Consider the following 12,968-nt stretch of genomic DNA (forward strand, 5'->3'; position numbering starts at 1 on the left):
GCGCTTTGGATAGTACAGCAAGACGAAACCGTGGGCATATAGGAAAAATCTCAAACGCGAATCCATTGGCGAACTCCCCCAGGGCGACACAGAATCTGGAGATTCTGCGTCGCATCACATTGAATCTCCTGCGCGTCCGCCACCAAGGCCGGCATCAAGAACCGCGATTCAGGGCTGCTATCAGGTTCTTGCCGGGCTCTCATCTTCGGACTGTCGGCTTGTAGCCATCGCTGAAATACCATGTAAATGCAGTAAAAAAGTTGTTTTTTATATACGTCTCTTTTGAGACTATTCTCATATGTATTTCATGTTCGACAGACCATAATGACTCCATCGTTCAAGCCGGCCTCGCAGCCGGCTCAGCAAGAGGTCTATCCGATCAGAATTTCTTTGGGGTAATTGAAAATGAAAAAACATATCTTTTTGACAGTCCTCCTGTTGACGTCGGTTGCAGCCCGGGCCGCAGACACTGCCGAATTGAAAGTCGCAGGCACCGTCCGGCCGGCGGCCTGCACATTGTCCATTTCGGGCGGCGGTATTTTCGACTATGGAGTGATTCCCGTCTCGCGGTTATCGCAGACCAAGGCAACGGCCCTGGAAAAGAAAACAGCAAGCGTGACGGTCGCTTGCGACGACAAAGCGAAAGTTGCGCTGAGACTGGCCGATAATCGTCCGGCCTCGGCGGTGAAAGGTATAGCCACGACCGAATACTGGCAGGGAACACCGGGGTCGGGTCACGATAGGTACATCTACGGTCTCGGCACCGTCAGGGGCAGCAATGTAGGCGCTTTTACCGCGCAACTGCGCGACGCGACGGGCGACGGGAAGCGGCAATACGTTATCGCCGTAGAGGGGGCGGCTGGCAACGGGCCGATTGGCGGCTGGTCGAGCATGCCTGTGGGTTTGTATTTCAGGCCGGAGGCGTCCCTCTATGTCGTGGACAACTGGGCGAACGGGACGATGAGAGACGAGGGCTATGAAACGTTTTCAGCGACGTTGGCCATTCAGGCAACGATCGACAAATTGTCCAATCTGCCTGCCACGGGAGAGATCCCGCTGGACGGTTCGGCCACGCTGGAATTGATCTACCGGTGATCGGTCAGGGCGGCGGTTGTCGGCGCCATCAACGGGCATGCACCGCTTCCGTCTTATAATGGCGCGATGCAAAACCTTCTTCACAATCTCAACGCCGAGCAGCTCGCCGCCGTCACCCTTCCCGCACAATCCGCACTGATCCTGGCCGGCGCCGGCTCGGGCAAGACGCGGGTGCTGACGACGCGCATCGCGTGGCTGATCCAGACCGGGCAAGTGTCGCCGTCGGGCATCCTGGCGGTGACGTTCACCAACAAGGCGGCCAAGGAAATGACTGCACGCCTGTCGGCGATGATGCCGATCAATACGCGCGGCATGTGGATCGGCACGTTCCATGGCTTGTGCAATCGCCTGCTGCGCGCGCATCACCGCGATGCGGCCTTGCCGCAGACTTTCCAGATCCTCGATTCGCAGGATCAGCTGTCGGCCATCAAGCGCCTGCTCAAGCAGATGAACGTCGACGACGAGAAGTATCCGCCGCGCAACCTGATGTACTTCATCAACGGCGCCAAGGACCAGGGCCTGCGCGCCAAGGACGTCGAGGCGCATGACGACTACAACCGCAAGTTCGTCGAGCTCTACGACTTGTATGACCAGCAATGCCAGCGCGAAGGCGTGGTCGATTTTGCCGAGCTGCTGCTGCGCACGTATGAACTGCTGTCGCGCAACCAGCCCTTGCGCGAGCATTACCAGCGCCGCTTCCGCCATGTGCTGGTGGACGAGTTCCAGGACACCAACGACTTGCAATACAAATGGCTGAAGATCATGTCCGGCCAGGGGCAGGTCGACGCCAGCGCGGTCTTCGCCGTCGGCGACGACGACCAGAGCATCTACGCATTCCGCGGCGCCAACGTCGGCAACATGACGTCGTTCGAGCGTGAGTTCCGCGTGCAGAACCTGATCAAGCTGGAGCAGAACTACCGTTCGCACGGTCACATCCTCGACGCCGCCAATATCCTCATTGCCAACAACAGCAAGCGCCTCGGCAAGAACCTGCGCACCGACGCCGGCCACGGCGAGCAGGTGCGCGTGTTCGAAGCCAGCAGCGATCTGCAGGAAGCGCAGTGGATCATCGAGCAGGTCAAGAACCTGATCGCCGAAGGCTGGGCGCGCAGCGAGATCGCCTTGCTGTATCGCTCCAATGCGCAGTCGCGCGTGCTCGAGCATGCCTTGTTCTCGTCGGCGATTCCGTATCGCGTGTATGGCGGCCAGCGCTTCTTCGAGCGCGCCGAGGTCAAGCATGCGATCGCCTATCTGCAGTTGATGGACAACCTGCACAACGACTCGGCGTTCCTGCGCGTGGTGAACTTCCCGACGCGCGGCATCGGCGCCAAGGCGCTGGAGCAATTGCAGGACGCTGCGCGCCAGTACAACTGCTCGCTGTATGCGGCGGTGCCTTATGTGGCGGGCAAGGCCGGTTCGACGCTGAACGGTTTCATCAAGCTGATCGAAGCCGCGCGTTTTGAAACGCAGAATTTGCCCTTGCAGGAAATGGTGCAGGTGGTGCTCGACAGCAGCGGTCTGCTCACGCATTACCGCAATGAAAAAGAAGGCGCCGACCGCATCGAGAATCTGGAGCAACTGGTCAGCGCCGCGACCCTGTTCGTCTCGGAAGAAGGCTATGGCCTCGATGCGCCGGCCTTCCTCGGACCGCAGGCGCAAGCCGTCGCGGGCACGTCGATCACGACTGCGGACGGTATCGAGATCATCGACGCCGATGCCGCGCTGACGACAATCATGTCGCCGCTGTCGGCTTTCCTCTCGCACGCATCGCTGGAAGCCGGCGACAACCAGGCGCAGGCCGGTCAGGATGCCTTGCAACTGATGACGGTGCACTCGGCCAAGGGGCTGGAGTTCGATGCGGTGTTCATCACTGGCCTGGAAGAAGGTTTGTTCCCGCACGAGAACAGCGCCAAGGAAGAGGGCGGGGTGGAGGAAGAGCGCCGCCTCATGTACGTCGCCATCACGCGCGCGCGCAAGCGTTTGTACATGAGTTTTTCGCAGACCCGCATGCTGCATGGCCAGACGCGTTACAACATGCGCTCACGGTTCTTTGATGAGTTGCCGGACGAGTCGATCAAGTGGTTGTCGCCGAAGATCCAGCCGCAACAGCACAGCTGGTTCGCGCAGCCCAAGTCGGCCTGGGACGCAGCGCCGGAATCGGGCAACAACAAGATTGCACAGAATTTTTCACGACCGGATTCGGGATGGCGGATTGGCCAGAATGTGGCGCATGCCAAGTTTGGCGAAGGCGTGATCGTCAATATCGAAGGCGGCGGCGGGAGTACCCGGGCGCATATCAACTTCGGGAAGTTTGGGATGAAGTTGCTGGATTTGAGTGTGGCTAAGTTGGATAAGGTGGGGTGAGTTTTTGTCGGTTGTTCCGACTTGCCTTTGCCTGTAGCTGATTCTGTTTTCTCTTCGATCAACCTTTGCCGGGTGCGGCCCGGCAGCCGCTCACTTTCTTTGCTTCGCCAAAGAAAGTAAGCAAAGAAAGGCGACCGCGATTCGCCGCCCCTTCGGGGTACCCGTTGGTGCCGCACTCAAATCGGGAAGGGAAACAAACTCGCTACGCTCAGACAAGTTTCCCTTCTTTATCCGATTTGAGCACGTCACCAACGGCGACTCATAAGCGGAATTCTTCTTCGGCTCGCCTGCGGCATCGTGATTCTCATTCTTGGTTTTATTGGTAGCGGAGAACTGCGACCGTAGCTTCATCACCGTACCCTGGCGATGCGCAGCGAGCCAGTCTCGAATTCCCGCTTGAGAGTAGCCGGTGGCGGCAGGTGCAAATCGGATAAAGAGGGGAAACTTGTCTGAGCGCAGCGAGTTTGTTTCCCCTCCCGATTTGTGCCTGCCGACGCCGGGAACCCCCGAAGGGGGCTACGAACTGCGGTCGCCTTTCTTTGCTTACTTTCTTTGGCGAAGCAAAGAAAGTGAGTAGCCGCCGGGCTACCCCCGGCAGGGTTGTCCGAAGAAAGAACAGCATTCATCAACGCACTGCAAGCAAGTCGGAACAAAACAAAAACCAGCCATCGCGCTCAGCGCTTAACCAGCTCCTGCACCTCATCCCAAGTCGCCGCATAAGCCCCCGCCCGCGCCGCCGACAACGCAGCAGCAGCAGCAGCACACTGCAAATGCTGGATCACCGGCGCATCCGCCTGACGCAAAATGCTGGCAATCCAGCCGCCCATCGACGCATCGCCGCAACCAACGGTATCGATCACCTCAACCCGGTAAGCCGGTTGGTCGATAACACTCTCTCCCTTGATCCAGGACAGTCCGTCCGCCCCGCGCGTGAACAGGATTTCCGCCTGCGGCGCCAGCGACTTCAAGGTCGCCATTGGCTGCGCATCGCCGGGGAATAATTTCTCCAGGTCTTCATCCGACACCTTCACGTAATGCGACAAAGCCAGCAGCTTGCGCATCAGCACGTGATAGCCGGGCTGATCCATCAGCTTGCGCCAGTTCGGATCGAAGGCGATGCGCTTGCCGCGTTGCGCACCTTCCGTGGCAATCGCCAGCAGGCGCGAAGCCAGCGGTTCACGGGTCAGGCTGATGCAGCCGAAGTGCAATACGCGCGCTTCATCCATCCAACCGGCAGGCAATTTTCTCGGATCGAAATGCAGGTCGGCGCTGTCGTTGCCGACGAAGAAATAATTGGGCGGCGTGGTCGAGGTCACCATCGCCAGCAGCGGCGATTTGTCGACCTGCTGCAGATAGCGCATGTCGAGTCCTGCCTCTTGCGTGAGCACGCGCAACTCTTCGCCGAAGACGTCGCTGCTGACGCTGCCGGCATAGCCGGTCGCAACGCCCAGGCGGGCGCCGACGCGCGCGACGTTCCAGCAGGCGCCGCCGGGCAGGGCGCGCCACTCGCCGCCGGGCTGGCGGATGAAGTCGGTCAGGGCTTCGCCGAAGACGACGAATTCGATAGGGTGTGGCATGGATGTCTCCGTAATGCTGACGCTGAAATTGTTGTTCTGGTGCTGCCTGAGATTCAGTCCTGCAATGCAAACTGGGCGCAGTACTCGTCGGTGACGAGGCCCGTCAGCCAGCCGCCGCGCAAGGCGCCGCGCACCGCTTCGGCTTTCTTGCGCCCGCCGGCCAGTGCGATGACGGGCTTGGCCGGCGGTGAACTGAGCGGCGGCGTGGTGATGCGTGCGGCCAGCGGCGAGCGCAGCATTTTTCCGGCGACGTCGAAGGCGTGGCAGATCAGTTCTCCGACCGCGCCCTGCTTTTGCAATTGCGCCACTTCCTCGTCGTCGATAAAGCCGTCTTCATGCATCGCACCCTGCAGCGCAATCGTGCCGATGCCGAGGAAGGTGACGTCGGCGCGTTGCGCCAGGCCGGTGACGATCTGGTAGGCGCGATGGTTGCACCATTGCTTGCGATCGGCTTCGTTCTCCGCCACGCGCGGCGCCGGCAGAAGATAAAAGCGGCTCTGCATTTTTTCGGCGGCGAGCAGGGCAACGTCGTAGCGATTGGCCGATCCGTCGGAAGCGAAGGCGCCGATCATCGAGACGATCTGATGTTGCGGCCGCTCCATGTCGGTGATTTTTTCGATCGCCGCCTTGAGGGTGCGGCCCGAGCCGACGTTGACGATCAACGGCGCTTCCTGTCGCAGGAATTGCTCCATCAGTTCGGCGCCGGCGACGGCCAGCATCTGCTGCACGCCTTGGGCGTCATCGTCACCGCTGGCGCCGGCATTACTCGGCACCACGCGGCAGACCTCCAGGCCGTAACGCTGCTGCAGACCTTGCGCCAGCTCCAGGCAGGACGAAATGGGATGGGTGATCTGCACCTTGACCAGGTTCGAGGCGCCGGCATAAGCCACCATGCGCTGCGCCATCTGGCGCGAGATGCCAAGGCGTTCGGCGATTTCATTCTGGGTATTGCCGGCGACGTAATACATCCACGCGGCGCGTGCCGCCAGGTCGAGTTTGGATGAGCTGGATGACATCGATTTTCCTTGTTGTGAACCTGCCGCGTCCCCTTGGGTATTCCCTTTGAATATTGCCTTGCGTCCTGCGGCGGTCGATCCGGCATTGTACGGACTTTGAGCGCCTGTTTTGACGGCAGGTCAGACGCCATTATTATCAAAATTGAACATTTGCTCAACAAAAAAGCAAATGCTTGACAATTTTTTCTCAATGTTTGATTATTTGCTCGCAAACAGATTTTTTGCTCATAAAACTACATCGAGGCGAGGAGGGCGGCAACGCTAATCCTCAGCCCGCACACAATGGAGACAAGCATGAAACTTCGCGCCCCCGCACTTCCGTCGGCACGCCTTGCTGCCGCGATAGCAATCCTCGGCACGGCCGGTTTGGCCTTCGCAGAACCCGTCACACTGAACATCGCGTCCATCAACAACCCCGACATGATCGAACTGCAAAAGCTGTCGCCGCAGTTTGAAAAAGCCAATCCCGACATCAAGCTGCGCTGGGTCACGATGGAAGAAAGCGTGCTGCGTCAACGCCTGACCACCGACATTGCCACCAACAGCGGCCAGTTCGACCTGATGACCATCGGTGCGTACGAGGCGCCGATCTGGGCCAAGAAAGGCTGGCTGGCGCCGATGACGGGCCTGCCCGCCGACTACGACGAAGCCGACCTGATCAAGACCGTGCGCGAAGGCCTGACCAGCGACGGCAAGCTGTACGCGCTGCCGTTTTATGCGGAAAGCTCGATGACCTATTACCGCAAGGATCTGTTCGCGCAAAAGAACCTGAAGATGCCGGAGAAACCGACCTGGGAAGAGATCGGCAAACTGGCTGCGCAACTGCATGACCCGGCCAAGGGCGTCTACGGCATCTGCCTGCGCGGACGCGCCGGCTGGGGTGAAAACATGGCGCTGGTCGGCACCATGGTCAATGCTTACGGCGGCCGCTGGTTCGATGAGAAATGGCAGCCGCAGCTCGACACGCCGGAGTGGAAACAGGCCGTCAATTTCTACGTCGACCTGATGCGCAAGTCCGGTCCGCCGGGCGCCAGCTCCAACGGTTTCAATGAAAACCTGGTGCTGTTCTCGGGCGGCAAATGCGGCATGTGGGTAGACGCCACCGTTGCCGCCGGCATGCTGTACCACGGCAAGGATTCCAAGGTGTCCGACAAGGTCGCGTTCGCGCCGGCGCCGATGGCGACCACCGACAAGGGATCGCATTGGTTGTGGATCTGGTCGCTGGCCGTGCCGAAGTCGTCCAAGTCGCAGGACGCCGCCAGGAAGTTCGCCGCCTGGGCCACTTCCAAGGACTACATCAAGCTGGTCGCCAAGGATAGCGGCTGGGCATTGGTGCCGCCAGGCACGCGCACTTCGACTTACGCTTCCGCCGAGTACAAGAAGGCCTCGCCGTTCTCCGACTTCGTCCTCGATGCGATCCAGAAGGCCGACGCCAACAACCCGACCGTCAAGCCGGTGCCTTACACCGGCATCCAGTTCGCGACGATTCCTGAGTTCCAGTCGATCGGCACCATCACCGGCCAGGCGATTGCCGGCGCGCTGGCAGGGAAGGGCACCGCCGACGCAGCGTTGAAGACCGCGCAGGCGCAGACTGTGCGCATGATGAAGCAGGGACGTTACATCAAGTAATTGCCCGTATCGTTGTGCGTTCGCCCGGCTTGACGCCGGGCGGCGCATGAAACCTGCCTTGCCGAATTCCGCCGGATCGTCTGCAGCATGACGCCGGCCCGAACCTGATTGCATCGAGGCCGCCATGTCGTCGATATCGAATACTTCTCCCATGCCTTCCGAAGCCGGCGCTTCAACGCCATCCACGAAAAAATCCCGGCGCGGCAAACGCGCGGGCGGAAAACACACGGGCGAAAAACGCTTCCTGCCGATTCGCCTGTTGCAGACGCCGGCGGTGGCGCTGCTGTTCCTGTGGATGATCGTGCCGCTGGCGATGACGGTGTATTTCTCCTTCAATCGCTACAACCTGATGTCGCCGGACCAGACCGGTTTCGTCGGGTTGGAGAATTACCAGTTCCTGCTGGAGGATCCCGCCTTCTGGCCGTCGATCGCCAACACCGCCTTGCTGATCGGCTCGGTGTTGTGCATCAGCGTGATCGGCGGCACCTTGCTGGCGGTGCTCTTTGATCAACCGTTCCGCGGTCGCGGCATTGCGCGCCTGCTGGTGATCGGACCGTTCTTCGTGATGCCGACCGTGGCCGCGCTGATCTGGAAGAACATGATCATGCATCCGGTCTACGGCATGCTGGCCTTCGTCATGCGTCATCTGGGAATGGCGCCGATCGACTGGCTCGCCGAATATCCGATGCTGTCGGTAATCATCATCGTGTCGTGGCAATGGATACCGTTCGCTTTCCTGATCTTGCTGACCGCGCTGCAATCCCTTGATGGCGACCAGAAGGAGGCCGCCCAGCTTGACGGCGCCGGACCGGTCCGCATTTTCTTCTACATCGTGCTGCCGCACCTGAAGCGCGCGATCACCGTGGTGATCATGATCGAAACCATTTTCCTGCTGTCGGTATTCGCAGAAATCTTCACCACCACGGCTGGAGGTCCCGGCACGGAAACCACAAATCTGACTTACCTGGTGTACTCGATCGGCCTGCAGCAATTCGACATCGGCATCGCGTCGGCGGGCGGCATCTTCGCCGTGGTGCTGGCGAATATCGTCTCGTTCTTCCTGGTGCGCATGCTGGCGAAGAACCTGAAAGGAGCGAACGAAAAATGAACGATCAAAAGAAAAGTCCGCTCTGGGTCGGCTTGCTGGCCTGGACCTGCGCCATCATCCTGTTCTTCCCGATTTTCTGGGTCGCCGTGACGGCGTTCAAGACCGAGCACCAGGCTTATATGCCGAGCCTGATCTTCATGCCGACGCTGGATACCTTCCGTGAAGTCTTCGAGCGCAGCAACTACCTGGCCTTCGTGAAGAACTCGATGATCGTCTCGCTAGGTTCGACCTTGCTGTCGTTGCTGATCGCGGTGCCGGCGGCGTATTCGATGGCCTTCTTCCCGACCGGCCGCACGCAGAAGTTGTTGCTGTGGATGCTATCCACCAAGATGATGCCGGCGGTCGGCGTGCTGGTGCCGATCTACCTGCTGGCCAAGAACAGCGGCATGCTCGATTCGGTGACCGGCCTGACACTGATCTATACGCTGATCAATCTGCCGATTGCGGTGTGGATGGCGTTCACCTATTTCAACGACGTGCCGAAAGAAATCCTCGAGGCGGCGCGCATCGACGGCGCTAACGCCTGGCAGGAAATGCTGTACCTGCTGCTGCCGACCGCCATGCCGGGACTGGCATCGACCGCGTTGCTGCTGATCATCCTGTCCTGGAACGAAGCCTTCTGGAGCCTCAACCTGACCAGCGTCGACGCCGCCCCGCTGACGGTGTTCATCGCCTCTTACTCGAATCCGGAAGGCCTGTTCTGGGCCAAGCTGTCGGCCGCGTCCTTGCTGGCGATCGCGCCTATCATGGCGCTCGGCTGGCTGGCGCAGAAGCAACTGGTGCGCGGCCTGACCTTCGGCGCCGTGAAGTAAATGAAAGGAAACATGAAGCCGGCCATCACCCATCTCGTCTGCGATTGCGACGGTGTGCTGCTTGACAGCGAGAGCATCGCCCTGCGCGTGCTGCATGAACATCTGCTGCCGCTGCTGGAGAATCCCGCCAATGGCGACAAGCTGCATCGCGCGATTGCTTCCCGCCTCGGCATGTTCACGGAATTATTGCTCGACGAACTCGACGTCGAGTTCGGCTTCGGCCTGAACGCTGCGCAATATGCCGACATCAACACCGCCGTCGGCATTGCCTGCGGCGATGAAGTGCAGCTGGTGCCGGGCATCGCCGAGGCCTTGCAGAAAATCGATCTGCCCAAGGCGGTCGCCAGCAACAGCAGCACCGATCGCATCGTCAAAGGCTTGCAGCGCTGCGATTTGCTGGCGCTGTTCGACGGCCACATTCACAGCGCGCACGACGTCGGCCGGCCCAAACCGGCGCCGCATGTTTATCTTGCGGCAGCGGCGGGCTACGGCGTCGCGCCGCAGCACTGCGTCGCGGTTGACGACAGCGTCACCGGCGTGCGTGCCGCCAGCAGCGCCGGCATGCGCGTGCTTGGTTTTACCGGCGTGGCGCACGACCGTCACGGCATGCGCCAGAAGCTGCTCGACGCCGGCGCCGAACTGGTATTTGAAGATATGCAGGAATTGCCGGCGCTGATCGAGGCCTTATTGACCGAACAGGCTGCATAAGCAAGCAAAAAACCACGAAACAAGGAGATCACCATGGCAGCCGTCACCATCAGAAACCTCGCCAAGCGCTACGACGACAATGAAGTGATGCGCGACATCAACCTCGACATCGACGACGGTGAATTCGTCGTCTTCGTCGGTCCGTCCGGTTGCGGCAAGTCGACCTTGCTGCGCATGATCGCCGGCCTCGAAGACATCAGCGCCGGGGAACTCAACATCGGCGAGCGGCGCATGAACGATGTGCCGGCCGCCAAGCGCGGCATCGCCATGGTGTTCCAGTCGTATGCGCTGTATCCGCACATGACGCTGTACGACAACATGGCTTTCGGCCTCAAGATCGCCGGCAAGTCAAAGACCGAGATCGACAGCGCCGTGCAGCACGCGGCCAAGATCCTGCACATCGATCATCTGCTCGACCGCAAGCCGCGCGCCTTGTCCGGCGGACAACGCCAGCGCGTCGCCATCGGCCGCGCGATCACGCGCCAGCCCAGCGTGTTCCTGTTCGATGAGCCGCTATCGAATCTGGATGCCGCCTTGCGCGTGAAGATGCGTTTGGAGTTTTCCAAACTGCATGAGGATCTCAAGACCACCATGATCTACGTCACGCATGACCAGATCGAAGCCATGACGCTGGCCGACAAGATCGTCGTGCTGTCGGAGGGACGGATCGAGCAGGTCGGTACGCCGCAGCAGCTGTATCACCACCCGGCCAATCGCTTTGTGGCGGGCTTCATCGGTTCGCCCAAGATGAATTTCATCGACGGCATCATTGCCGGCATCGGTCCGGACGGTGTGCTGGTGCACCTGCCGGGCGGCGGACGTCAACTGGCTGCGGTCGAGGCCGGCACGCTCAAGGTCGGCGACAAGGTGACGCTGGGTATCCGTCCCGAGCATCTCGCCATCGTCACTGAACAGCCGATGCTGCAGGCGCATTACACGGCGCTGGAACTGCTGGGCGATTTTTCTTATCTGTACGCCGCCGCGGATGCGTCCGACGAACCGCTGATCCTGCGCGTGCCGGACACCTTGCAGCTGGCTTCCCGCAGCGTCATCGGCGTGGGCGCCGAGGCGCATCGCTGCCATCTGTTTCGTGAGGACGGCAGCGCCGTGACGCGCCTGCTGCGCGATCCGGCCATGGCGGTGCATTGAGAAGCAGGAAGACAGAGGACAACATGACGAACCATGATTCAAAAAATGACCTGGTCTGGCTGCACATCGGCGCCGGATCGTTCCATCGCGCCCATCAGGCGGTCTACCTGCATCGCCTGCGCGAGCGCGGCAATGACGACGATCGCCGCTGGCAGCTGGCGCTCGGCAACATCCGCGCCGACATGACGCCGCTGCTGAAAGAGCTGGAGCAAAGCGAAGGCCGCTACACGCTGGAAACGGTGACGCCGCAGGGGCAGCGCGCCTATGAGACGATCCGCGCCATCCGCGACATCGTACCCTGGGACGCGCAGCTGAAAAGCCTGGTCAGGACCGGCGCCGAGCCGCGCACGCGCGTGATCTCGTTTACCGTGACCGAGGGCGGCTACTATCTCGACCACGAGCATCTGCTGGATGTGCACAATCCGGATTTGGCGGCCGATATCTGCGGCGACCGTCGCACCATCTACGGCGCCGTGACGGCGATCCTGCAAGCACGCCAGGACGACAATGCCGGCGGCGTGACGCTGCTCAATTGCGACAACCTGCGCCACAACGGCGAGCGCTTCTTCTACGGTCTGCAGCAATTCCTGGCCTTGCGCGGCCATCACCAGTTGCTGGAATGGACGCGCGCCAACGTCGCCAGCCCCAACTCCATGGTCGATCGCATCACGCCGCGTCCGACCGATGCCGTGCGGCAGCGCGTGAAGGAAGCCACCGGCGTCGACGATCCGTGTGCGCTGATGGCCGAGTCGTTCATCCAATGGGTGATCGAGGATGATTTCAAGGCCGGCCGGCCGGCGCTGGAAAAAGTCGGCGTCGAAATGGTGGCGTCCGTACTGCCCTACGAAGAAGCCAAGATCCGCATCCTCAACGCCAGTCACAGCTGTATCGCCTGGGCGGGCACCATGATCGGCCTCGACTATATCCACGAAGGCACGGTGCACGAAGACATCCGCCGCATGGCTTACGACTACATCACGCAAGACGTGATTCCATGCCTGACGCCGAGCCCGCTGGATCTCGAGGCGTATCGCGACATGACCTTGGCGCGTTTCGCCAACCCCGCGATCCAGGACACCAACCAGCGTGTGGCGGCGGATGGCTTCTCGAAGATCCCCGGCTTCATTCTTCCTACCATTGCGGATAGCCTGGGGCGTGGCCACCAGCCGCACGCCACCGCGCAAGTGGCGGCGCTGTTCTTTGCCTTTCTGCAGCGCTGGCGGCGCGGCGAGCTGGCGTATGAATACCAGGACGGCGTGTTCGATCCGACGGCGGTCCGGGCGATGCTGGAAAGTCCCGATCCGGTGCGCGCCTATTGCCACGATCCGTTGCTGTGGGGTGAACTGGCCGGCAGCATCCAGCTCGAGCGGCTGTTGCGCGAAGGAATAGTCGTTGTGAACGCCTGGCTCGCCGCCTCGACTAAAATGCCCGTTTAGCACTGCTGAAAAGACCTCGCCGCGCCTCAGGAAAGGGCGTCGGCGCAGCCGGGGATGGACAACAATCACAAGAC

General features: G+C 60.8%; 9 protein-coding genes and 1 pseudogene. 8 read left to right on the forward strand and 2 right to left on the reverse strand.

Annotated elements, in window-relative coordinates:
- Positions 1-405 precede the first annotated feature (405 nt).
- Positions 406-1,095, forward strand: coding sequence for a DUF1120 domain-containing protein (locus tag DXT88_RS01560; protein ID WP_265211234.1), 690 nt, complete (start codon positions 406-408; stop codon positions 1,093-1,095).
- Between the two features lie 66 nt (positions 1,096-1,161).
- On the forward strand, positions 1,162-3,459 hold the full coding sequence (locus DXT88_RS01565) for a UvrD-helicase domain-containing protein (protein ID WP_016834308.1): 2,298 nt from the start codon (positions 1,162-1,164) through the stop codon (positions 3,457-3,459).
- 674 nt (positions 3,460-4,133) lie between these two features.
- Here the strand turns inward: DXT88_RS01565 and DXT88_RS01570 are convergent.
- Positions 4,134-5,036 carry a carbohydrate kinase family protein gene (locus DXT88_RS01570; RefSeq protein WP_265211235.1) on the reverse strand — a complete coding sequence of 301 codons (903 nt, stop codon included), beginning with the start codon at positions 5,034-5,036 and terminating at the stop codon, positions 4,134-4,136.
- Positions 5,037-5,089: 53 nt separating this feature from the next.
- A complete protein-coding gene (locus DXT88_RS01575; RefSeq protein WP_016834310.1) occupies positions 5,090-6,052 on the reverse strand; it encodes a sugar-binding transcriptional regulator in 963 nt (320 codons plus the stop codon).
- Positions 6,053-6,346: 294 nt separating this feature from the next.
- Between DXT88_RS01575 and DXT88_RS01580 the strand changes: the two genes are divergently transcribed.
- The 6 genes and pseudogenes from DXT88_RS01580 (at position 6,347) to dalD (ending at position 12,894) form a co-directional block, all read left to right on the forward strand.
- Entirely contained in the window at positions 6,347-7,681 is a 1,335-nt protein-coding gene (locus DXT88_RS01580) for an ABC transporter substrate-binding protein (protein ID WP_407649258.1), read from the forward strand.
- 124 nt (positions 7,682-7,805) lie between these two features.
- On the forward strand, positions 7,806-8,789 hold the full coding sequence (locus DXT88_RS01585; protein WP_265211239.1) for a carbohydrate ABC transporter permease: 984 nt from the start codon (positions 7,806-7,808) through the stop codon (positions 8,787-8,789).
- Positions 8,790-8,818: 29 nt separating this feature from the next.
- Positions 8,819-9,601 (forward strand): annotated as a pseudogene (locus DXT88_RS01590) (carbohydrate ABC transporter permease); the annotation flags it as partial.
- A 12-nt stretch (positions 9,602-9,613) separates the two neighbouring features.
- Positions 9,614-10,309 carry an HAD-IA family hydrolase gene (locus tag DXT88_RS01595; protein WP_265211240.1) on the forward strand — a complete coding sequence of 232 codons (696 nt, stop codon included), beginning with the start codon at positions 9,614-9,616 and terminating at the stop codon, positions 10,307-10,309.
- 33 nt (positions 10,310-10,342) lie between these two features.
- Positions 10,343-11,458, forward strand: a complete 1,116-nt coding sequence (gene ugpC, locus DXT88_RS01600) for a sn-glycerol-3-phosphate ABC transporter ATP-binding protein UgpC (protein WP_265211242.1) — start codon at positions 10,343-10,345, stop codon at positions 11,456-11,458.
- A 23-nt stretch (positions 11,459-11,481) separates the two neighbouring features.
- Complete coding sequence (gene dalD / locus DXT88_RS01605; protein WP_265211243.1) at positions 11,482-12,894, forward strand: D-arabinitol 4-dehydrogenase; 1,413 nt, start codon at positions 11,482-11,484, stop codon at positions 12,892-12,894.
- Positions 12,895-12,968: the final 74 nt, after the last annotated feature.

Origin of the sequence: Herbaspirillum lusitanum, from assembly GCF_026127345.1 — a bacterium.
Taxonomy (GTDB): domain Bacteria; phylum Pseudomonadota; class Gammaproteobacteria; order Burkholderiales; family Burkholderiaceae_D; genus Herbaspirillum; species Herbaspirillum lusitanum.

What these genes read in the sequence shown, in the direction of transcription:
- DXT88_RS01570 (WP_265211235.1), bottom strand. Translation starts at nt 5,036, where the DNA reads ATGCCACACCCTATCGAATTCGTCGTCTTCGGCGAAGCCCTGACCGAC.
- DXT88_RS01585 (WP_265211239.1), top strand. Translation starts at nt 7,806, where the DNA reads ATGTCGTCGATATCGAATACTTCTCCCATGCCTTCCGAAGCCGGCGCT.
- DXT88_RS01565 (WP_016834308.1), top strand. Translation starts at nt 1,162, where the DNA reads ATGCAAAACCTTCTTCACAATCTCAACGCCGAGCAGCTCGCCGCCGTC.
- ugpC (WP_265211242.1), top strand. Translation starts at nt 10,343, where the DNA reads ATGGCAGCCGTCACCATCAGAAACCTCGCCAAGCGCTACGACGACAAT.
- dalD (WP_265211243.1), top strand. Translation starts at nt 11,482, where the DNA reads ATGACGAACCATGATTCAAAAAATGACCTGGTCTGGCTGCACATCGGC.
- DXT88_RS01560 (WP_265211234.1), top strand. Translation starts at nt 406, where the DNA reads ATGAAAAAACATATCTTTTTGACAGTCCTCCTGTTGACGTCGGTTGCA.
- DXT88_RS01595 (WP_265211240.1), top strand. Translation starts at nt 9,614, where the DNA reads ATGAAGCCGGCCATCACCCATCTCGTCTGCGATTGCGACGGTGTGCTG.
- DXT88_RS01580 (WP_407649258.1), top strand. Translation starts at nt 6,347, where the DNA reads ATGAAACTTCGCGCCCCCGCACTTCCGTCGGCACGCCTTGCTGCCGCG.
- DXT88_RS01575 (WP_016834310.1), bottom strand. Translation starts at nt 6,052, where the DNA reads ATGTCATCCAGCTCATCCAAACTCGACCTGGCGGCACGCGCCGCGTGG.